This is a genomic window from Arthrobacter sp. zg-Y895 (assembly GCF_020731025.1).
Classification (GTDB): domain Bacteria; phylum Actinomycetota; class Actinomycetes; order Actinomycetales; family Micrococcaceae; genus Arthrobacter_B.
In genome coordinates this window covers 879,345-900,473 of record NZ_JAJFZY010000003.1, presented here as the reverse complement: position 1 = coordinate 900,473, position 21,129 = coordinate 879,345, and the positions used below count along the sequence as shown (strand labels likewise).

The 21,129-nt window shown below is 67.1% G+C and carries 20 protein-coding genes and 1 riboswitch; of the genes, 8 read left to right on the top strand and 12 right to left on the bottom strand.

Annotated elements, in window-relative coordinates:
- Positions 1-29: 29 nt before the first annotated feature.
- On the bottom strand, positions 30-1,457 hold the full coding sequence (gene dacB, locus LJ760_RS06005; protein WP_227920593.1) for a D-alanyl-D-alanine carboxypeptidase/D-alanyl-D-alanine endopeptidase: 1,428 nt from the start codon (positions 1,455-1,457) through the stop codon (positions 30-32).
- Positions 1,458-1,675: 218 nt separating this feature from the next.
- On the opposite strand from dacB, the gene LJ760_RS06000 reads away from it, so the two are divergent.
- The gene (locus LJ760_RS06000; protein ID WP_227920953.1) at positions 1,676-2,221 is read left to right on the top strand and encodes an inorganic diphosphatase; all 546 of its coding nucleotides are present in this window, start codon (positions 1,676-1,678) and stop codon (positions 2,219-2,221) included.
- Between the two features lie 81 nt (positions 2,222-2,302).
- Here the strand turns inward: LJ760_RS06000 and LJ760_RS05995 are convergent, their stop codons facing one another.
- Positions 2,303-2,515 (bottom strand): hypothetical protein, encoded by a 213-nt coding sequence (locus LJ760_RS05995; protein WP_227920591.1) that lies wholly within the window; start codon positions 2,513-2,515, stop codon positions 2,303-2,305.
- Between the two features lie 90 nt (positions 2,516-2,605).
- Between LJ760_RS05995 and LJ760_RS05990 the strand changes: the two genes are divergently transcribed.
- The gene (locus LJ760_RS05990; RefSeq protein WP_227920590.1) at positions 2,606-3,241 is read left to right on the top strand and encodes a hypothetical protein; all 636 of its coding nucleotides are present in this window, start codon (positions 2,606-2,608) and stop codon (positions 3,239-3,241) included.
- A gap of 1 nt (position 3,242) precedes the next feature.
- Here LJ760_RS05990 and LJ760_RS05985 read toward each other — a convergent pair whose 3' ends face one another.
- Both LJ760_RS05985 and serS read right to left on the bottom strand, forming a co-directional pair.
- Positions 3,243-4,088 carry an HAD family hydrolase gene (locus tag LJ760_RS05985; RefSeq protein ID WP_227920584.1) on the bottom strand — a complete coding sequence of 282 codons (846 nt, stop codon included), beginning with the start codon at positions 4,086-4,088 and terminating at the stop codon, positions 3,243-3,245.
- A 141-nt stretch (positions 4,089-4,229) separates the two neighbouring features.
- Positions 4,230-5,504, bottom strand: coding sequence for a serine--tRNA ligase (gene serS, locus LJ760_RS05980; RefSeq protein ID WP_227920582.1), 1,275 nt, complete (start codon positions 5,502-5,504; stop codon positions 4,230-4,232).
- A 67-nt stretch (positions 5,505-5,571) separates the two neighbouring features.
- Here serS and LJ760_RS05975 point away from each other — a divergent pair, with 67 nt between their 5' ends.
- Complete coding sequence (locus LJ760_RS05975; RefSeq protein WP_227920580.1) at positions 5,572-6,645, top strand: diacylglycerol/lipid kinase family protein; 1,074 nt, start codon at positions 5,572-5,574, stop codon at positions 6,643-6,645.
- Between the two features lie 46 nt (positions 6,646-6,691).
- On the opposite strand, the gene LJ760_RS05970 is transcribed toward LJ760_RS05975, so the two are convergent.
- The 4 genes from LJ760_RS05970 to LJ760_RS05955 are packed head-to-tail and all read right to left on the bottom strand — an operon-like array spanning position 6,692 to position 9,375.
- Positions 6,692-7,009 carry a hypothetical protein gene (locus LJ760_RS05970; protein ID WP_227920578.1) on the bottom strand — a complete coding sequence of 106 codons (318 nt, stop codon included), beginning with the start codon at positions 7,007-7,009 and terminating at the stop codon, positions 6,692-6,694.
- Positions 7,010-7,046: 37 nt separating this feature from the next.
- Positions 7,047-8,021 (bottom strand): DNA topoisomerase IB, encoded by a 975-nt coding sequence (locus LJ760_RS05965; RefSeq protein WP_227920576.1) that lies wholly within the window; start codon positions 8,019-8,021, stop codon positions 7,047-7,049.
- 50 nt (positions 8,022-8,071) lie between these two features.
- Entirely contained in the window at positions 8,072-9,052 is a 981-nt protein-coding gene (gene pheA / locus LJ760_RS05960; RefSeq protein ID WP_227920573.1) for a prephenate dehydratase, read from the bottom strand.
- Positions 9,049-9,375 (bottom strand): rhodanese-like domain-containing protein, encoded by a 327-nt coding sequence (locus LJ760_RS05955; RefSeq protein ID WP_227920571.1) that lies wholly within the window; start codon positions 9,373-9,375, stop codon positions 9,049-9,051. The genes pheA and LJ760_RS05955 overlap by 4 nt, the downstream gene beginning before the upstream one ends.
- 150 nt (positions 9,376-9,525) lie before the next feature.
- Between LJ760_RS05955 and LJ760_RS05950 the strand changes: the two genes are divergently transcribed.
- Positions 9,526-10,926 (top strand): amidase, encoded by a 1,401-nt coding sequence (locus tag LJ760_RS05950; RefSeq protein ID WP_227920568.1) that lies wholly within the window; start codon positions 9,526-9,528, stop codon positions 10,924-10,926.
- A gap of 1 nt (position 10,927) precedes the next feature.
- On the opposite strand, the gene LJ760_RS05945 is transcribed toward LJ760_RS05950, so the two are convergent.
- On the bottom strand, positions 10,928-11,920 hold the full coding sequence (locus LJ760_RS05945; protein WP_227920566.1) for an MsnO8 family LLM class oxidoreductase: 993 nt from the start codon (positions 11,918-11,920) through the stop codon (positions 10,928-10,930).
- 203 nt (positions 11,921-12,123) lie between these two features.
- Between LJ760_RS05945 and LJ760_RS05940 the strand changes: the two genes are divergently transcribed.
- A complete protein-coding gene (locus LJ760_RS05940) occupies positions 12,124-13,593 on the top strand; it encodes a peptide MFS transporter (RefSeq protein WP_227920563.1) in 1,470 nt (489 codons plus the stop codon).
- 123 nt (positions 13,594-13,716) lie between these two features.
- Positions 13,717-13,840, top strand: a riboswitch (SAM riboswitch).
- Positions 13,841-13,859: 19 nt separating this feature from the next.
- Positions 13,860-15,065 (top strand): cobalamin-independent methionine synthase II family protein, encoded by a 1,206-nt coding sequence (locus tag LJ760_RS05935; protein ID WP_227920561.1) that lies wholly within the window; start codon positions 13,860-13,862, stop codon positions 15,063-15,065.
- A gap of 100 nt (positions 15,066-15,165) precedes the next feature.
- On the opposite strand, the gene LJ760_RS05930 is transcribed toward LJ760_RS05935, so the two are convergent.
- Positions 15,166-15,531: a hypothetical protein gene (locus LJ760_RS05930; RefSeq protein WP_227920559.1), complete on the bottom strand. Its 366-nt coding sequence runs from the start codon at positions 15,529-15,531 to the stop codon at positions 15,166-15,168.
- A gap of 116 nt (positions 15,532-15,647) precedes the next feature.
- Between LJ760_RS05930 and pgm the strand changes: the two genes are divergently transcribed.
- Positions 15,648-17,279 (top strand): phosphoglucomutase (alpha-D-glucose-1,6-bisphosphate-dependent), encoded by a 1,632-nt coding sequence (pgm, locus tag LJ760_RS05925; protein ID WP_227920556.1) that lies wholly within the window; start codon positions 15,648-15,650, stop codon positions 17,277-17,279.
- A gap of 74 nt (positions 17,280-17,353) precedes the next feature.
- Here the strand turns inward: pgm and LJ760_RS05920 are convergent, their stop codons facing one another.
- The gene (locus tag LJ760_RS05920) at positions 17,354-18,790 is read right to left on the bottom strand and encodes an aldehyde dehydrogenase family protein (RefSeq protein ID WP_227920553.1); all 1,437 of its coding nucleotides are present in this window, start codon (positions 18,788-18,790) and stop codon (positions 17,354-17,356) included.
- Positions 18,787-19,662, bottom strand: coding sequence for an SDR family NAD(P)-dependent oxidoreductase (locus tag LJ760_RS05915; RefSeq protein WP_227920551.1), 876 nt, complete (start codon positions 19,660-19,662; stop codon positions 18,787-18,789). Before LJ760_RS05915 ends, LJ760_RS05920 begins: the two co-directional genes overlap by 4 nt.
- Before the next feature lie 137 nt (positions 19,663-19,799).
- On the opposite strand from LJ760_RS05915, the gene LJ760_RS05910 reads away from it, so the two are divergent.
- Positions 19,800-21,113: a uracil-xanthine permease family protein gene (locus LJ760_RS05910; RefSeq protein WP_227920550.1), complete on the top strand. Its 1,314-nt coding sequence runs from the start codon at positions 19,800-19,802 to the stop codon at positions 21,111-21,113.
- The last annotated feature ends 16 nt before the right edge of the window (positions 21,114-21,129 follow it).

The window sequence follows — 21,129 nt, the reverse complement described above, 5'->3', positions numbered from 1 at the left end:
CCTTGGGGGAAGGAACCGTCTGCCCGCCGTTAGCGGCAGCCGCACCCGGCCAGCACCGCGGCGGCGGAATCCACCGCATCCCGTGCCTGCTGGGTGTTTCCGTCCAGGCCGCTGGCTATGAAAGTGAAGGCAAGTACCCGGCCGTCGGCGTCGGCGGCGTACCCGGTCAGCGCGGTGACCGCCAGCAGGGTTCCCGTCTTGGCCCGCACAATCCCCGCCGCTCCCGAATCGGCGGTCTCGTCATACCGCCCGGCCAGCGTTCCGCTCAGGGCAGCAACGGGCAGTCCGTCCGCGACAGCGCGCAGATCGGGATCGGTAGTGGTGAGGAGGATCTGCATCAGCGAGTTCAACTGCGAGGCGGACACTGACGTTTCACCGGACAGGCCGCTGGTATCCCCGAGCACCATTGCTCCGGGGTCCACGCCAAGGGCGGTCACTTCGGCTGCAACGGTCTCGATTCCCCCGGCAAAGGATGCCTCCCGGTCCGTCGCAGCGGCGCTGAGCCGGGCCAGCACCTCCGCCAGGTAATTGTCCGAGTTCAGCAGCATGTAGTCGACCTGTTCGGCCAGCGGTGCGGAGCGGACCTCGGCGAGGGCATCAGCGCCTGCCGGAGCGGCGCCGCGTTCAACAGACAGCTCGACGTCGATGCCCCTGGGTGCCAGGGCGGCAGCCAGCGCGGCGCGGTAGGACTCCCCGGCGGACAGGGCGGCGTCGCCAACGCGGGGTCCAGGCCCGGTGCCTTCCTCTGCCCACGCCGAACTCACCGCAAGGGAATGGATCGGGGCGATCTCGCCCGCCGCGACGTCGGCTTCCCCCCACGCGTCCGAAAGCGCCGGGCCGGTGAACAGCGAATCATCCACCAGCACCTTCACCGGGCCTGCGGTTTCCTTTTCGGCAAGCGCCGCGGCGGTCTTTTCGGCCAGGGTGGCCAGCCCGGCGCGGCCGGCCACGGAATCGGGATCCGACAATCCGGCGGTCAGCAGCACATCGCCGCCGCCGCGCAGGACCACGGTGCCGGGATCTTCCCCCGGCAGCGCGGTGGTGGGAAAGCGCGTCCCGCCGTCCATCGCGGACAGCGCTGCGGCGGCAGTCAGGACCTTGAGGCTTGAGGCGGGGGCCAGCCCGGCGGCGCCGTCGCGCTCATAAAGCACCGTGCCGGTGAGCGCGTCCTGCACCACGGCGGAGAAGGTGCCGCTGCCGTCCACGGCCAGTTCTGCGTCCAGCAGGCGCCCCAACTGCTCCGCATCCGGCATCGGGTCCGACGCCTTCGGAGCAGACACCAGCGCGCTGTCCGTGAGCTTCACGGGTGCCTGCTGGTAGCCGGGAACAACCTCGGCGCGCTGCAGCCGCGGTTCGGTCAGGGCTTGGGCAACCGGCGGGAGGGCATAGCAGGCCAGCGGAACCAGCAGCACTGCGAAGGCCAGGGCCAGCAGAGTGCCGGAGAACATCCGAGACATGTCCCACCGACTCTTTCATTTCCGCCGGCTTGCCCGGCCCGTTCCGGCCCTGCACACGTTCTGTGCACAGGACATATATCTTTAACACTAGACCGACGCCGGCGTCCGCCCCGATCTTTCCGGTCGCGGGGCATGCCGGCGCATGATCGCCAGCCAAATCTTTCCAGTGGTTCCTCCGCGGGCCACGCCAGTGAGGAGTCGCAATGCCCGAAACGCCCATGACGCTCGACGTCACCATCGAGATCCCCAAGGGATCCCGGGTCAAGTACGAAATTGACCACGAAACGCACCGCCTGCGCCTGGACCGGGTCCTGTTCACGTCCATGGCCTACCCCACCCACTACGGGTACTTCGAGAACACCCTCGGCGAGGACGGCGATCCCCTGGACGCACTGGTGATGCTGCAGGACTTCGACCTGATGCCCGGCGTACTGGTGGAATCCCGCCCCATCGGCGTATTCAACATGGTTGACGACGGCGGCGGAGACGCCAAGGTTCTCTGCGTTCCCGTGGACCCGCGCTTCAACCACATCCAGGACATCTCGGACGTCTCCGACTTCCTGCTCGACGAGATCAAGCACTTCTTCACGAAGTACAAGGACCTGGAGCCGGGCAAGTGGGTTGAAGCCGCTGACTGGGCCGGCCGCGAGGACGCCGAAGCCGAGGTCAAGGCATCCCTGGAGCGCTTCAAGGCACACGGCGAAGGCCACGAAGAGGACGAGGCCCAGGGCCGCGACGTCGACGCCAACCCCATCAACAACTAGTTCTTCCTACCGGCTTGCCGGTACGACGGCGGCTGCTCCCCTTGCGGGAGCGGCCGCCGTCGGCGTTTAACTAAGGCAATCTCAGTTGCCGTGTGCCCTGCGCCGCGCCCATGCGCGCAGGTCTCCCGCATGGGTCCTGGCCGGGACAACCGCCACCAGTACGGCTGCCGCAAGAACAATCCAACTGGAGGTCAGCCAGGCCGCCCACACGCCCAGGAGGACAACGCCCGCACCGAACAGCAGGCGAAGCAGCGGGCGGCGATCCGGGCCGGGCGCTTGGTCTTGGCTGGTCATGCGCCCGACTCTACAGCTCCCGACTCTACAGCTGGGGCGCGCCACAACCGGATTCGGTTGTTTTCCCCAGGGATCTGACATGCTGATGCCATGCATTTTGTGCTGACCATCAACCAGCGGGACTCCCGGGAGGTCGGGGACCTGGTTCCGGACCTGATCCGTTCCCTTCGGCATCTGCCTGCCGCCGTTCCCTTCCAGCGCACCGTCGGTGACGAAGCCCAGGGGGTGCTGACGGATGCAGCCACCGCTGTGGAAGCCGCGCTGACAGCGGTCCGGCAGCGCCGCTGGCACGTAGGGGTGGGCGTCGGCGAGCTCCAGGTTCCCCTCCCCGACGATCTGCTGGACGCACGGGGCTACGGACTGGTCTACTCGCGGCGTGCCGTGGAGCGCGCCCAGCGCACGGGCGACCGTGTGCCGCTGGCGGTGGACGGGCCGGATGCGGAACTGGCAGCGGAGGCGGAAGCCGTGCTGCGCCTGCTGGGCCTGATTGTGGCCGCCCGGTCCGAGGCCGAGTGGAAGGTACTGGACCTGATGACCCCGGGAGCGCGCGGGCAGCAGAAATTCGTGGCCCAGGAACTGGGAATCACGGCGCAGGCCGTGAGTAAGGCAGTGGTCCGGTCCCACTGGAGTGAAGAATGGGCCACCCGTCCGGCCGCCGCGCGGCTGCTGGGACTGGTCTACGGCCCGGCCTCACTTCCGCCGGCCGCACTCCCCTACCGGGCGTGAGCTAGGCCTCGTCCAGCACGCTGGACAGCACGCTCGCCGCACCGTCCTCGTAGACCGTGCCGGTGACCTCGGAGGCTGCTGCCAGGACCTCGTCCGGCGCCTGTCCCATGGCCACGCCGCGGGCGGCCCAGTCCAGCATCTCGATGTCGTTGCGGCCGTCGCCCAGGGCAATGGTCAGCGTCGGATCGACCTCCAGCCGGCGGCGGACCAGTTCCAGCGCGCTGGCCTTGGTAACACCGGAGGCGGCGATATCCAGCCAGGCAGTCCAGCCCACGGAGTACGTCACGCCGTGCAGGCCGATCGCCTCCACCGCGTCGCCGAATTCCTCCGCGGTGCTGTCGGTACTGAAGACCACCACTCGTACGGCCTGTGCCTCCAGCATCGACTCAAAGTCCACGGCGAGGGCTTCGGCGCCGAAGCTGGCGTCCTGGAAGCGTTCGGTGGACAGGAAGCGCCCTTCAGCGTCCTCCAGGGCGAATTTTGCGGTTGGAAGCTTCGCCCGCAGCGCGGCCAGTGCCGGTTTCGGGTCGAAGACCACACGGTCCATCACTTCGTAGCCGTCTTCGAGGGTGGGGTCCAGGCGCAGGGTCACGGCACCGTTGGAGCACACGCAGTATCCCTGGGTCAGGCCCAGGAGTTCGAGGATGGGCAACGCGGCCCCGTAAGACCTGCCGGTGGCCACCACCAGGTGATGCCCTGCCTGCAGGGCCTTTCGTGCGGCCTCGCGCACGCCCGGGGACATGTGGCCGTCGTGGTCCACGAGGGTTCCGTCTACGTCGAGGGCTACCAGGTGCCGCTTGTCAGGGGTTCGCTGGTCTTCGATGCCAGCGGTACTCAAAGTTGTCATCGTTTTATCTAAGCAGATCGGTAAGGAAGGCGGCTAGGACAGCCGCCACAGGACATACCGCCGGACCGCGGATGCGCGCCCGGGCAAACGACGGCGGGACCGAAGGGCAGTGCCCTTCGGTCCCGCCGGCCTGGGATGGAGCTAGAGGACCGGAAGGACTTCCAGGCCGCCCAGGTACGGCTGAAGCGCAGCCGGGACATTAACCGAGCCGTCCGGGTTCTGGTGATGTTCCAGGATGGCGACGATCCACCGGGTGGTGGCCAGGGTTCCGTTCAGGGTGGCAACCGCGCGGGTGCCCTTGCCCTCGGCCTGGCGTTCGCGGATGTTCAGGCGCCGGGCCTGGAAGGTGGTGCAGTTGGAGGTGGAAGTCAGCTCGCGGTAGGCATTCTGGGTGGGAACCCAGGCCTCGCAGTCGAACTTCCGCGCCGCGGACATGCCCAGATCGCCGGCCGCCGTGTCGATGACCCGGTAGGGCAGTTCGACCTTGGCCAGCATTTCCTCTTCCCAGGCCAGCAGCCGCTGGTGCTCTTCCGCTGCATCCTCCGGCCGGGTGTAGACAAACATTTCCACCTTGTTGAACTGGTGGACGCGGATGATGCCGCGGGTGTCCTTGCCGTGCGAGCCGGCTTCGCGGCGGTAGCAGGAGGACCAGCCGGCGTAGCGGACCGGGCCGCCGTCGAGCTCAAGGATTTCGTCTGCGTGGTAGCCGGCCAGCGGCACCTCGGACGTGCCCACGAGGTACAGGTCGTCTTCGGCCAGGCGGTAAATCTCGGCGTCGTGCGCGACATCGAAGCCGGTGCCCTGCATCGTCTCGGGACGGACCAGGGTAGGGGTGATCATCGGGACGAATCCGGCCTTCACGGCCTGGTCCATGGCCATGTTCAGCAGTGCCAGTTCCAGGCGGGCACCGACGCCGCGCAGGAAGTAGAAACGGGAGCCGGAGACCTTGGCGCCGCGTTCCATGTCGATGGCGCCGAGCAGCTCGCCGATTTCCAGGTGGTCGCGGGGCTTAAAGCCCTCGGCCTCGAAGTCGCGGGGCTTGCCGACGGTCTTGACTACCTCGAAATCGTCCTCGCCTCCGACCGGAACGCCGTCGGACACCAGGTTGGGGATCCGGCGCATCAGCGCATCGGACTCCGCCTGGATGGCGTCGGCTTCGGCGCCGGCGGCCTTCACCGCGGCAGCCAGTTCCTTCACCTCGGCCAGGAGGGCCTGCTTCTCTTCGCCCTTGGCGGCGGCGACGCGCTTGCCGAACGCGTTCTGCTCGGCGCGCAGGGTCTCGTAGCGGGTCCGGGCGTCGCGGCGGGAGGCATCAGCGGAAATGATCGCGTCCACAAGGCTCTCGTCGGCCAGCCGGGCGCGCTGGGAGGCTCGGAACTTTTCGGGGTTTTCGCGGAGCTCATTTACATCGATCACGTCTCAAGAGTACCCAAAACCTGCCCGGCCTTGGCTTTGCAGGGCGGCGGCTATTCTGGGAGGCATCATGCCCGTTGAAATTACCTTCCTCCTTGTCCTCGTCGCCGCACTGTTGGCCTCCGCCGCAACCTGGGCCATTGCCGGCACCCGAAGCAGGAGGCGGGCGGTGGCGGACACGGCGGTGTTCGCCCCGCGCGGAGCGGCCCACCAGCGGGTGGCGATGGTCGTCAATCCGATCAAGGCGCATGCTGCCGACGCCGAGACGCTGCTGAGGGCTTCCTGCGAGCTGGCGGGCTGGGACCCGCCGCTGATCCTGGAAACCACCGTGGACAGCCCGGGCTATCTCCAGGCGCTGCAGGCGCTGGAGTCCGGGGCCGACGTCGTCCTCGCCGCGGGCGGCGACGGCACCATCCGCGAAGTCTCGCGCGCGGTGGCGCATTCCGGTGCCGCCCTGGGCCTGATCCCGCTGGGCACCGGCAACCTGCTGGCCCGGAACCTGGATATCTCCGTGGCGGACCTGGCGGGAAACATCCGTAACGCCCTGCACGGGGACGTGCGGCGGATCGACATGGCGGACATTGTGCTCGAAGATGCCTCCACCGGCGGACGTTCCCACAACGCGTTCCTGGTGATGGGCGGGATCGGCCTGGATGCCCAGGTGATCGCCGCTACCCGGGATGAGCTCAAGAAACGGGTGGGCTGGCTGGCTTACAGCGAAGCCGGCGTCCGACTGCTGCCGGGGCGGCGCACGCGGATGACCGTCAGCCTGGACGACGGTCCGGCGCAGTCACAGAAGGTGCACAGCGTGCTGGTGGCCAACACCGGACGCCTGCCTGCCGGCATCGACTTCATTCCCGACGCCGTGGTGGATGACGGACTGCTGGACGTCATCATCATTAGCCCGCGCAGCGTCCTGGGCTGGGCCTGGGTGGCAGGCAAAGTGATGACGCGCTATCCCAAGGACCTTCCGGTGATCCGTCACCACCGGGTCCGGAAAATCACGGTGACCGTCGCGGAACCCACGCAGACCCAGCTCGACGGCGACCTGACCGGTCCCGCCACCACCATCGCGGTGGAGGTGGACGCCGGCGCCCTGCTGGTCCGGGTGCCGCCCTCGCCCGCCCTGCCGCCGGAGGCATAAAAACGGCGCCGCACCGGTGGGTGCGGCGCCGTTTCGCAGGAAGGCGTTACTTGCCGTCCTGGGTGCCCTCGGAGTCGGTGTAACCGCCTTCGCGGTCCTCGTCCGTCTTGGCGCCTTCCGTGGCGGTGTACTTGCCTTCGTCCTCGTTGGGAGAGGACTGCTCGCGGATCAGTGCCTCTTCCTCGGCAAAGCGGATGTCGTTGCCCTGGTCGCCGACATCGCCGCGGTAGTTATCGTCGTTGGTGGAAACACCGCTGGGCTTCGGGTCCTTGAGCTGCTCTTGTTCGTTGGGGTACTCGCTCATGCCGGCACCTTCCTTCTTGTGGTGGTTGTCCAGTGCGCCAATACTGCGCGCGCCTTCCATCAGCATACTTATTGCCGGTCCCGGCGGAAACACCCGGTTAATCCTCGAGCATGTTCCGGGTTGCGGTCTCCGACGCGGAGAACCCCGTCACGGGGATGACCTGGCCGTCGAAGAAGCGGTCCACCACGCGGGGATCGATGTAGGACTTGCGGGCGATTGCCGGGGTGTTGCCCAGATGCTCCGCCACGTCGCGTGCGGTTGCTGCCACGGCCTTCTGCTTCGCCCGGTTGGTAGCGGCTGCCGGCGCCATCCGGGCCAGGGACATGGCCGCCACCACCGTGGCCTGCCAGGTGCGGAAGTCCTTGGCGCTGAATTCTCCGCCCGTGACCTCCCTCAGGAAGGCATTCAGCTGGGCGGCATCCACGCTGTGCCAGGCGCCGTCCGCGCCGAGGTAGGCCAGGGCCGTGTCCGCGTCCGGGCGGCGGAGCATCGGTTCGAGGGCCGCCGCGAGGTCGGCATCCTTGATGGAGGTGTGCCACTCCTGGCCGCTCTTGCCGGGGAAGTCGAAACGCACTTCGGTTCCGTCCAGCCGCACATGCTCGATCCGCAGGGTGGTGGTGCCGTAGGACCCGTTGGCGTCCGCATACCGGGCGCCGCCGACGCGCAGCGCGCCGGCGTCGACAATCCGCAGGGCTGCGGCCAGGGCGCGTTCCGAGCTGCAGCCCTCGGCGCGCAGGTGCTTGGTGATCAGGCGGCGGGCCGCCGGAAGGGACTGGGCGAACGCGAGGGCGCGGTCGAATTTCTCCCGGTCCTTCATTTCACGCCACTGCGGGTGGTAAATGTACTGCTTGCGTCCGGCGGCGTCGGTTCCCGTTGCCTGGATGTGGCCGTTGGCGTACGGGCTGATCCAGACATCCGTCCAGGCCGGCGGAATGGCCAGCGAGCGGATCCGCGCCACGACCGTGCGGTCGGTGATGACGTTTCCGCGGACATCCCGGTAACTGAATCCCTTGCCCCAGCGCCGGCGGGAGTAGCCGGGATGTTCGCAGTTGCTTCGCCGCAGTCGGCCCATGATGCGTCCCTTTCACCCGCCGCGGAACGGTTCGGCCGCAGCTTCCAGCCCTAGTATCCGTTCAGCAGGGACTCGAACCAAATGTCAGCGGCCCGAAATGCCTCGTCGCTGGTGTGCCGGGGTATCTCCGACTCGCGGTGGTCCGCCCGCGGATAGGACCCCAGGAAACGCAGTTCCGGGCTGATCCGGTGCAGGCCCTTCAACGCATCCGCCATCCGGGCATCGGCAACATGGCCGTCGGCGTCGATGCTGAAGAAATAATCACCGAGGAACATACCCGTGGGACGGGACTCGATCCGACTCAGGTTCACCCCGCGGGTGGAGAACTGCTCGAGGATTTCCATCAGGGCACCCGGATGGTCCTCCGGCAGGGGAACTACCAGGGTGGTCTTGTCGGAGCCGGTTGGTTCGGGAAGCAGGCCGGGCAGGCTGATCATGACGAACCTGGTGACGGCGTCGCGCACATCGCCGATGTCCTCCCCCAGGACTTCCAGCCCGAGCCGCTGCGCCACCAGCGGCGCGCAGATCGCGGCGTCGAAGGACGGATCGGCTTCGCTCAGTTCAACTGCTGCTGCGGCCGTTGAGGAAGCGGGCAGATATTCCGCCTCGGGAATATTTCCCGCAGCCCATTCCCGGCACTGCGCCCAGGCATGGGTGTGGGTGGAAACCGTGCGAATATCCGCCAGGGCCACCCCCGGGCGCGCCGCCAGGACAAAGGTGATGGGAACCAGGATTTCCCTCAGTATCCGCAGCGAGGCACCGGCGGAAAGCGCATCGAGGGTGGCACTGACGCCGCCCTCCACCGAGTTTTCAATCGGCACGACTGCAGCGGTGGCCTGCCCCGAGCGGACCATTTCCAGTGCGGAATTCACGCTGGGCGCCGGAATGCGGACGGCGTCCTGGGCGCCCGGGATGGTCAGCAGTGCAGCCTCCGTGAAGGTGCCCTCCGGGCCGAGGTAGGCATAAACCACGGTTTCCCCCAGCGGACCGCGGTGGTGCGGGGCGGCCTGGGTGTCGGCGGCATGCGTCATTTAACGGTCGGTTCCTGCCCGTTGTCGGACACCATGGGCTTCCCCGCCTCGAGCCAGGCACCCATCCCGCCGTTTACGTTGACGGCGGAGTAGCCGTTGGCTTCCAGCCACTGGGTGGCCCGGGCACTGCGGCCGCCGGTGCGGCAGATGACGGCAAGGTCCTGGTCCGGGTCCAGATCGTCAAGGGCCTCGGGCAGCCGGTCGAGCGGGATGTGGAGGGCGCCGTCAACGTGGCCGGCTTCCCACTCGTAGTCTTCCCGTACGTCGAGGATCTTCGCGCCCTCGGGAATGGTGTCTACGGTAACGCTCTGCATCTCACTCATTGCTGCCCTCACTGTCGTACGGAAATGTAGCCCCGCGCGCGGTTCCGGGCACGCCCGGGCCCGCCGTACGGTGCCGTTTTGTCCAGCCTATAGTGGGACGCGGTCCGAGAGAATAAACGCCCGGACGCCGCCCGCACCGAAAGGCACGCTATGCCCGCTCCCCACGAGATGACCGCCGTCGAACTCCGGGATGCCCTGGCCTCCGGCGGGCTCGGGGCGGAGGAAGCCACGGACCATTACCTGCGGCGCATCGAAGAGCTCAACCCGGGATTGGGGGCCTTCCTCACGCCGACGCCGGAACTCGCCGTCGCCGAGGCGAGGGCTGCGGATGCACACCGTGCCCGTGGCGGAGAACTGGGCCTGCTGCACGGAATGCCGCTGGCGCACAAGGACCTCACCGATGTGGCCGGCGTGCGCACCACCATGGGCAGCACGGCCCTGGACCCGTGGATAGCCCGGGAGGACGCGCCCCTGCCGGCCGTCCTTCGCCGGGCCGGGGCGATCAGCCTCGGCAAGACCCAGGTCCCCGAATTCGGGCTCAGCAGTTACAGCGAAAACCGGGTGGGTCCGCCGGCGCGGAACCCGCGCGATCAGCGGCTCAGCCCCGGGGGATCCTCCGGCGGCAGCGCGGCCGCAGTCGCCGCCGGGTTGGTCCCCTTTGCGCCGGGTACCGACGGCGGCGGCTCGGTGCGCATCCCTGCGGCGGCTACCGGACTGGTGGGCCTGAAGCCCAACCGCGGGCGGATCCCGGCCGGTTCGGGGCAGCAGGACCTGGGGCAATTCGTGGTGGCCGGCCCGCTGGCCCGGAACGCGGCGGATGCGGCACTGCTGCTGGATGCGATGGTGGACGAACCCAATTACCGTGCCACCAGCGCGGCCCCCGCCACCGGAAGCTTCCTCGAGGCCGCGCTGCGGGCCGAGGGCAGGTTCCGGATCGGGATCAGCACGCGCTCACCCTTTGAATCCAGATTGGAGATCCGGCTTGATCCCGAGGCGGTACAGGCGCTCGACGCCGGTATCGCGGCCCTGACCGGTGCCGGCCACGATCTGCTGGACACGGACCTGGTTTATGACGAACGGTATCCGGACGCATTCCAGGTGGTGTGGACGGCCGGGCTGGCCACCGCCGTTCTGGCACCGGGCGGGGAAGAACGGCTGACCGATCTGGCCGCCGTCATGCGTCAGCGCGCCCTTCGGCGCAGTGCCGCGGACCTGGTGGCCGCCGTCGACGTCCTCCGCGCCTTCGAGGCCGAAACCATCCGGCAGTACAGCGCCTACGACATGATCCTGACGCCTACCCTGGCAATGCCGCCACGGCCCCTCGGCTGGTACACCAGCGACGATGCCGGCGCCGGTGACCGGGCGGACGAGGATTACGCACGGCAGTGCCGGTACTCCCCCTTCACCTCCATGGTGAATGTCTGCGGGCTTCCCGCGATTACCCTGCCGGTGCTGGATACCGCGGACGGACTACCCATGGGGATCCAGCTGATCGGGCGGCCCGGTGCGGAAGCGGATCTGCTGGCCGTGGCGGCCCAGCTGGGGTACTGACCTAGAAGAGGCCTGCCAGCAGCCGGTCGGATTCCCGCTGTCCCTCGACATCGAAGGCACCGCCGGTAACGAGCAGCTCGTCCGCACCGGCGGAAGCCACCAGGTCCTCGAGCCTGCCGTGCACCTGTTCCACTGTTCCGTAGACAGAGGTCTCAAGGGTGGAGCGGACCAGGTCCTGCTGCCGTCCGGACAGTTCGGCGGCGCTGTGCGCTGCTGACAGGGCGGGGAACACCCCCTTGGTCCGGGAATCGGCCAGGGCATGCGCCTCGGGCAGCAGCAGTTCCCTTGCCTCTTCTTCACTGCCGGCCACGGCGACGTTGGCTGCCGCCAGCACGTAGGGCCGGGGAAAACGGTCCGAGGGGCGGAAGGCGGAGCGGTACCGTTCCAGCGCGCCTGTCTGCCCGGCACTGTTCTGCCGGAACAGCGCCGGGCCGCCGAGGACGACGCCCAGGCCGGCGCGTGCTGCTATTTCCACTCCTGCTCCGGTGGCAAGCACAAACACCGGCGTCCGTCCGCCGTCCTGCGGGCGGGCGGTGATCGGCGCGGTGCCGTCGAGATAGGCGAGCAGTTCCGCCAGCTGCGCTTCGAATTCCTCCGCTTCGGCCGGTCCGGCGCGCAGTGCCTTCCGCACCGCCGGAGTGAAACCGAGGGAACGGCCGAGGCCAAGATCAATCCGGCCGGGATACAGGGCCTGCAGCGTCGCCGCCTGCTCGGCCACGACCAGCGGCTGGTGGTTCGGCAGCATCACGCCGCCGGAGCCGATCCGGATGTTTTTGGTGCGTGCCGCCAGGGCGGCCATCAGGACGGCGGGGGCCGAGCCGGCAATTCCGGCCACGGCGTGGTGCTCGGCAACCCAAAAGCGCCGGTAACCCAGCCGGTCTGCCGATTCGGCACGTGCAAGCACTGCATTGAGCGCATCCGACTCGGGAAACCCTTCACGGGAGTTTGCACGGTCAAGGATCGAGACGGGAACGCTGAGGCTTGGCATACCCATGCCAACCCCCTGCCTGCTTAGGGAATTCCGCCGCAGCCGTGCAAATCCGCGCGTCATGCAGGCACGTAAGCATGTAACGCGGGCAAAATCATCCGTTTTTCATGTGACCTTCAACATACCTCAACGGAAAGCTGCCTAGTCTCCGGCGGTTTCTTTAAGTTCGGGCTGCTTGACCCCCGCGAGGGAGTGGGAATATTAACCTCGTGAGCCATACCCCCAGTACCTCAGGCGTACAAGAAGCGCGTAAAACCTTCTTCGGCCATCCCCGGATGTTGGCCAACCTCTTCAGCGTTGAGCTGTGGGAGCGATTCTCCTTCTACGGCATGCAGGGCATCCTGCTGTACTACATGTACTACAGCACCACCGACGGCGGCCTCGGCATCGACGAAGCCATTGCCGTCTCCCTGGTCGGCGCCTATGGCGGTGGCGTATACCTCTCCACCATCCTCGGTGCATGGCTGGCGGACCGCGTCTTCGGCGCAGAACGAGTGCTGTTCTACGCTGCCGCGCTGGTCATGCTGGGCCACATTTCCCTGGCCGTCCTGCCAGGCGCCGTCGGACTGGCCGCCGGCCTGATCCTGATCGCCCTGGGCTCCGGCGGTGTGAAGGCCAACGCGACATCGCTCGTCGGCACCCTGTACGACGAAAAGGACCAGCGCCGCGACGCCGGCTTCTCCATCTTCTACATGGGCATCAACATCGGTGCCCTGATCGGCCCGATCCTGACCGGCCTGGCCTGGACCGAATACGGATTCCACTACGGCTTCGGCCTGGCCGCCATCGGCATGGCCATCGGCCTGGTCCAGTACGGGTTGACCCGCAAGAACCTGCCCGAATCCGCCCACGAGGTAGCCAACCCGCTGCCGAAGCAGCAGTTCATGAAGGTCGGCCTCATCGCGGCTGCCGCACTGGTCGTCATCGTGCTGGCCGTTGTCTTCGAAGTGTTGACCGCCAAGAACCTCGCGGTGGTTATGGCGATCCTCGCCATCGTGGCCGCCGTCGCGTACTTCGTGATCATCCTCAGCAGCAAGAAGGTGAGCCAGGTGGAACGCCGCCGGGTGTACTCCTTCATGCCGCTGTTTATTGCCAGTGCTGCTTTCTGGGCCCTGTTCCAGCAGCAGTTCACGGTGGTCGCAATGTACGCGGATAGCTCGCTGAACCGCAGCATCTTCGGCTGGGAGATGCCGCCGAGCTGGGTGCAGTCCATCAACCCGGTCTTCATCATCATCTTCGCAGCCGTCTTCGCCGGCGTCTGGACCAAGATGGGCGACCGCCAGCCGTCCTCCCCGCTGAAGTTCGCCATGGGCCTGGCCGTTATGGGCCTCGCCTTCCTGGCCTTCATTCCGTTCTCCGGCGGCGCGCCGAACAGCACCCCGCTGCTGGCCATGGCCGGCATCCTGCTGCTGTTCACGTTTGCTGAACTGTTCCTGTCCCCGATCGGCCTGTCCGTGGCAACCAAGCTGGCCCCGGAAGTCTTCCGGACCCAGATGGTGGCACTGTTCTTCCTGTCGGTCTCCCTGGGCACCACCCTGGCGGGCTGGCTGGCACAGTTCTACGACCCGGCAACCGAAGTCAGCTACTTCACCTTCAGCGGCGTTACCGCGATCGTCCTGGGCATTGCCCTGGCTGCGGCTACCCCGGGCATCAAGAAGCTCATGGGCGGCGTGCGCTAGCAGGCAGGCACCAAGCGTTTCACTAAGGACGGCGGCACCGGAACACTCCGGTGCCGCCGTCCTTTTTGCCGTCCCGTTCCGTACTTGGCTGCATCCCTGCAGCATGGTTAGGATGGGTCCCAGCTTCAGGAGACACGGCCGCCAAGCTCCGACTTGGCCGTGCACCAACCCCATGCTTCACGGGTGGTTCGGATGACGAAGCGGCCTGCACCGCCTTTTGGGCATCCGGTGCGGGCAAGAGCACAGATTCCTAAAGGATCACTGCCATGCGCAAAAGCACTGACCGTATTTTGACCACCCACGCCGGTTCCCTCCCCCGGACCCCTGAACTGCTTGCCGCAAACGCGGCCCGTGAAACCGACCCCGCGGATACGGAAGGCTACGCCGAACTCCTGCAGGCCGCCGTCGCCGACCTCGTGCGGCGCCAGCGCCAGGCGGGCATCGACATCCCCAACGACGGCGAATACGGGCATGCGATGTCCGCGAACGTCGACTACGGGGCCTGGTGGTCCTATTCGTTTGCCCGGCTTGGCGGCCTGAGCGTTGCCGAAACGGGGATCTGGAACATGGAACCGCACCGCTCCGAGCCCGGCAACGTTGTCCTCACCAGTTTCGGGGACCGCCGCGACCGGCAGCGCTTCGCCGATGCCTACACCGACCCAACCTCCGGCATCACCACCGGGGCGCAGAAGGTCTTTCCCAAGGTCACGGGTCCGGTGGAATACACGGGGTACGACGCCGTGGCCAGCGACATTGCCAACCTCAAGTCCGGTTTGGCCGAGGCAGGTTTGTCCGAGGGTTTCCTCGCCTCGCTCTCGCCCGGCTCCTGTTCGCGGATTACCAACGAGTACTACGCGACGGAGGAGGAGTTCATCTACGCCTGCGCGGATGCCATGCGGGAGGAATACCTTGCCATCGTGGACGCCGGGCTGATCGTCCAGATCGATGATCCGTCGATTGCCGAGAACTGGGACCAGATCAACCCCGAGCCGTCGGTGGCGGACTACCTCAAGTTCACGCAGATCCGGGTCGAAGCCCTGAACTATGCCCTGCGCGGCCTGCCCGAGGAACAGGTCCGCTTCCACCTGTGCTGGGGTTCCTGGCACGGGCCGCACACTACGGACATCGAGTTCCGCCACCTGGTGGACACCCTGCTGCAGATTAACGCCGGAGGCTACAGCTTCGAGGCAGGCAACGTGCGGCATGAGCACGAATGGCGGGTCTGGGAAGATACCAAGCTGCCGGACGGGAAGGTCCTCATTCCCGGCGTGGTCTCCCATGCCACCAACGTGGTGGAACATCCGGAACTGGTGGCGGACCGGATTGAACGCTTCGCCCGGCTGGTGGGTCGCGAGAACGTCATTGCGTCCACCGACTGCGGGCTGGGCGGCCGGGTGCATCCCCAGATCGCGGCGGCCAAGCTGGAGACGCTCGGAGAAGGTGCCCGGCTGGCCAGCGCCCGGCTCTGGTAGGCAGGCACGCAGGGACTGAACAAGGAAAAGGGCCACTGACCGGTGCGAAGGTGCGGCGGGCGGAACCGGCATCCCGCCCGCCGCACCCTTGCCCGTCGCCTTAGCCGTCCAGTCCGGCGCTGACCAGCGCCAGCATGCCGCTTACTGCCGCCAGGGCACCGAGTGCACAGACGGAATTGAACGCGTCCGCTCCGGCCTGCCGCCGGTCCCGCCCGAAGAGGATCCCCGCCGCGGCCCAGGCCGCCGCGAAAGCCAAAGCCGGCAACGGTCCGCTGGCAAAACCCGCGGCGGTTTCCGCCCAGGCCGGCAGTGCGAACGCCGAGCGCTGCGTCCAGAAAAACCAGAACACCGGTGCGGCGCACAGGTAGAGCACGTTGAAGAAAACCATCATGGCCCGGGCGCCGCGGCGCAGGCCGTCGTGCGGCAATGCTCGCTGCGGCGGCACGGAACTACTCGAAGTGGCCATCAGCTTCCTTCCCCCGCCGCACCCGCGGCTTCGGCTAGAAGCATACGGCTGTCCCTGCGTTTCTACGTGTACGGCGCGTCTGACGCCGACTGCGTTTCTTTGGCATGCTTAGGGGTATGTCTAATCGTGCCGGCCAACGCGCCGAACCTTCCGACCTTGTAGATCTCACCGCGCTCTTGGACGCCTATTACGACGTCGTACCGGATCCGTCCAACGTTGCCCAGCGCGTGGCCTTCGGCACCTCCGGGCACCGCGGCTCCTCCCTCAACGGCGCCTTCAATGAGCAGCACATCGCCGCCATCACCCAGGCCATCGTGGAGTACCGCACATCCGCAGGCATCACCGGGCCGCTGTTCATGGGCAAGGACACGCACGCCCTGTCCGAACCGGCGCAGAACACCGCCCTGGAGGTCCTGGCCGCCAACGGCGTAAATGTGCAGATCGACGCACGAAACGGATTCACCCCCACCCCGGCCGTGAGCCATGCCATCCTGGTGCATAATTCCACGCGCACGGAACAGGCTGACGGCATTGTGGTCACCCCTTCGCACAACCCTCCGGCGGACGGCGGCTTCAAGTACAACCCGCCCACGGGCGGACCCGCCGGATCGGACATCACCAACTGGATTGCCGACCGCGCCAACCAGCTGCTGGAGAACGGCCTGGACGGGGTCCGGCGCATCCCGCTGGGTGAAGCACGCCTGGCAGATTCGGTGGGCACCTATGACTTCCTGGCGCATTACGTGGAAGACCTGCCCGCGGTGCTGAACCTGGATGCCATCCGCAGCGCCGGCCTCCACATCGGCGCCGATCCCCTCGGCGGCGCCTCCGTGGACTACTGGGGCGCCATCGCGGAACGGCACTCACTGAACCTGACCGTGGTCAATCCCAACGTGGACCCGCAGTGGGCCTTCATGACCCTGGACTGGGATGAGAAGATCCGCATGGACTGCTCCTCGCCGTACGCCATGGCGTCGCTGATTTCCCGGGCAGCGGATTACGACATTGCCACGGGCAACGACGCCGACGCCGACCGGCACGGCATTGTCACCCCGGACGCGGGCCTGATGAACCCGAACCACTTCCTGGCAACCGCCATTGACTACCTGTACCGCAACCGCTCCGGCTGGAGCGCAGACGCCATGGTGGGCAAGACCCTTGTCTCCTCCTCCATGATCGACCGCGTTACCGCAGACCTGGGGCGGGTCCTCATGGAGGTACCGGTGGGCTTCAAGTGGTTCGTGCCGGGTCTGCTCTCCGGCGAAACCGCGTTCGGCGGCGAGGAATCCGCCGGCGCCTCCTTCCTCCGGCTCGATGGAAGCCCCTGGAGCACTGACAAGGACGGCATCCTGCTGGCCCTGCTGGCCTCGGAAATGACGGCCGTCACCGGCAAGACCCCGTCCCAGCGGTACCGCGAACTGACCAACCAGTTCGGCGATCCCGAATATGCGCGCGTGGACGCACCCGCCACCCGCGAGCAGAAGGCCGCGCTGGCCAAGCTCTCGCCGTCGGACGTTACCGCCACCACCCTGGCCGGTGAGGAAATCACCGCGCGCCTGACCGAGGCGCCGGGCAACGGGGCGCCCATCGGCGGCCTGAAGGTGACCACGGAAAACGCGTGGTTTGCCGCGCGCCCCTCGGGCACGGAAGACGTGTACAAGATCTACGCCGAGTCCTTCAAGGGCGAGGAACACCTGCACCAGGTCCAGGCCGAGGCCAAGGCCATCGTGGACGGCGTGATTTCCTAGGTTCCGCCGTAAACAGGCCGCAAATAGAAGGGGTGCACCTGCCGGTGCACCCCTTCTATCTGTTCTGCAGCGGGTTACAGCAGCCGGCGCAGGAGCCGCTTCTTCAGCCCCGTGTAGGGCGGGTACGCGAACCGGAGGGTGTCCAGCAGTGTGCCCTTGGTGAAGACCGGCCGCAGCTGGCTGAACGTGTCGAAGCTGTATTTCCCGTGGTACGCGCCGGTGCCGCTGGCACCTGCGCCGCCGAAGGGCAGGCCGGGTACGGCCAGCTGGACGGTGCTGGCGTTGTGGTTGATGCTGCCGGCCCGGACCCCCTCCTCGAACGTCTTCCGGTCCGCCGCAGAGTTGCTGTAGAGATAGGCGGCCAGCGGAACCGGACGGGAATTAATGAATTTCATTGCCTCCGCCAGGTCCCGGACCTCGATGATCGGCAGGATGGGGCCGAAGATTTCCTCCTGCATCACCGGTGAGTCCGGTGCCACGTCGGTGAGGATGGTCGGTTCCAGGTACAGGCTGCCGCGGTCGCTGCGCCCGCCGGCCAGGACCGTGCCGCTGTCCAGCAGCCCCACCAGCCGTTCCCAGTGCTGTTCGTTGACAATCCGACCCAGGTCCTTGCTCCGGGACGGATCCTTGCCGAACTGCTCCGCAAGCGCCCGCACCAGGTGCTTCTTCAGCGCCGGCGCTGCCTCTTCCGTCACCAGGACGTAGTCCGGCGCCACGCAGGTCTGGCCGGCGTTGAGCAGTTTCCCGAAGACCAGGCGGCGTGCGACGGCGGCCCAGTTGCCGTCCAGCACCACGGCCGGGGATTTCCCGCCCAGCTCCAGGGTGACCGGGGTCAGGTGTTCGGCGGCGGCCTGCAGGACAATCCTGCCCACGCGCTCCCCGCCCGTGAAGAAGATCGAGTCGAACTTTTCCTTCAGCAGGGCGGTGCTGGCTTCCTGCCCGCCCTCGACCACGGCGACGGCTTCCGGGTCCACATAGCGCGGCAGCAGGTCCGCCAGCACGGCCGACGTCGCCGGGGCCAGTTCGCTGGGTTTGAGGACCGCCGCGTTGCCGGCGGCGAGGGCACCGACCAGCGGCGCCAGGACCAGCTGCACGGGATAGTTCCAGGGACCGATGATCAGCACCACGCCCAGCGGCCGGGGCTCGGTCCGGGCCGACGCCGGCTGCAGGCCCAGCGGGACGGAAACCCGCCGGCTGCGGGCCCAGTTCTCCAGATGCTTCAGTGCGTGTTCCGCCTCCGCCCGCACCAGCGAAAGCTCGGTGACGTAGCTTTCGAGCGGATTTTTGCCCAGGTCCGCTGCCAGGGCGTCCGCCAGCTCCTGTTCCCGCTCGTGGAAAAGCCGGACCAGCCCTTCGAGCTGCTGCCGGCGCCAGGCGAGCGGCCGGGTGCGGCCGGAGTCATAGGTTTCCCGCACCTTGGCCAGTACCGAGGGAACTGCCGCGGGGGAACCAGCGGGGTCGGTGCCGGAATCGCGGATGGACTCAGAGAACGCGGAGACCATCTCGCTCATGCCTGGGTGCTTTCCTTGAGGGAAGTTTCGTCAGCCGGAGCCGCCGGTTTCCGACCGGTGAAGTGGTCCATGGACTGGTAGACCTTGAAGACGCGGCCGGCAACCACGTCCCAGGCCGGTTGGGGCAGCACATTGCGCAGGGCACTGCCCAGCGCCACCGTCCACGGCAGCTGGATCCGTGCCTTCCCGGCAAGGAGCGCCTCCCACGCCTTGTCCACCACGTATTCCGGTTCCATCAGCGGAGTCATCAGCGGTCCCCTGGCGCCTTCGAACATGCCGGTCTTGATGTAGCTGGGGATCAGGGTGGTGACGGCAACGTGGCCGTTGCCGGACTCGGTGAGTTCCAGGCGCATCGAGTCGCTCCAGCCGATGACTGCCCATTTCGAAGCCGTGTAGACACTCATTTTCGGTACGGACAGTGTGCCGGAGGCGGAGGCTACGTTCAGGATGCGGGCCGGGGTGCGCCGCTCGATCATGCCGGGCAGGAACGCGCGGGTCACCTGCATGGGGGCGAGGGTGTTGACCTGCATAACGGCGTCGATATCCGCCTCCGGCGCGTGTTCCCAGAAGTACTTGCCGCGCACAATCCCGGCGTTGTTGACCAGGATGTCCGGTACGCCTACCTCCCGGATAACCTGGTCGGCCGTGGCCGTGATGTCCGGCAGGGAGGCAACATCCACCGCGTAGGGGTGGATTGCCGACGCGCCCAGTTCCCGCAGCTGCGCGGCGGTGTCCTCCAAGGCCTCGGCGTTGAGGTCCCACAGCACCACTGCCGCCGCGCCTTCACGCACGGCCCGCTCGGCGTAGAGCCGGCCCATGCCCATGGCTGCGCCCGTGATGAGAACTACGCGTCCTGCAACTGAAATGCCCATGCTGCTCCATCGTCCAATCGGTTTGTGATCAAGGTCCCGCCCTGCACCTTGCCTTCTTCCTATGCAACGTAGCATCCCGGTCATCCCGGACCGCTAGAATTTGGCCTAGACACCCCCTTTCTCCGGAAGGCACCACCATGAGCAGATTCGGTATGGACTGGACCCTCCACGGAGACGGCAAAACCATCCGGCCGGGCAGCTACGTTGCTCCCGAGGAACGCCTGAGCTGGCCGCGGACCATCAGCATCGGCTCCCAGCACGTGGTGGCCATGTTCGGCGCCACCTTCCTCGTGCCGCTCCTGACCGGTTTTCCGCCGGCCACCACCCTGCTGTTCTCCGGCATTGGAACCATCCTGTTCCTGATCATCACGGCTGGACGGGTCCCCAGCTATCTGGGTTCAAGCTTTGCCTTCATTGCTCCGATCGGAGCTGCCACCAACCAGCACGGCCCCGGCGGGGCCCTGGGCGGCATCATCATGGCTGGCTTTGCCCTGTTCCTGGTCGGACTCGCCGCGCAGCTTGCCGGCACCCGCTGGATCCAGGTCCTGATGCCGCCGGTGGTCACCGGCACCATAGTGGCCCTGATCGGGCTCAACCTGGCCGGTTCGGCACGGGACAACTACGAGCAGGGGCCGCTTACCGCCACCGTCACCGTGGTGGTGATCCTGCTGACCACGGTCCTGTTCAAGGGATTCCTCGGCCGGCTGTCGATCCTGGTCGGCGTGGTGGCCGGCTACATCACGGCCATGCTGCAGGGCGAGGTGGATTTCCAGGCCATCGGCGATGCCGCCTGGATCGGGCTGCCCGAATTCATGTCCCCCACCTTCCACTTCTCGGTTATCGGCCTTTTTGTTCCGGTGGTCCTGGTACTGGTGGCCGAAAACATTGGACACGTGAAATCCGTGGCCGCCATGACCGGCCGCGACCTGGACCCGTACGCGGGCCGGGCACTGATGGCCGACGGCCTGGCTACCATGCTGGCCGGTTCCGGCGGCGGTTCCGCCACGACCACCTACGCGGAGAACATCGGCGTGATGGCGGCCTCCCGCGTGTACTCCACGGCGGCGTACTGGGTGGCCGGCATCGTGGCCATCCTGCTCAGCCTGTTCCCGAAATTCGGGGCCATGATCGCCACGGTGCCCGGCGGCGTGCTGGGCGGTGCCGGCGTCGTCCTCTACGGCATGATCGGCATCCTCGGCGTGCGTATCTGGGTGGACAACCGGGTCAACTTCTCCAACCCGATCAATCTTTCCACCGCCGGACTGGGCCTGATCATTGCCATCGCGAACTTCACCTGGATAGTGGGAGGGCTGGAATTCGGCGGCATTGCCCTCGGCACCGGTGCCACGTTGATTGCCTACCACGGCATGCAGGCGATCGCCCGCTGGCGGGGGACGGATCCGGACGAGCCGCAGGAGGACGCGGGGGCCAGGCCAAGCCGGCTCGGCTAGGCCGCCGGCCGACCCC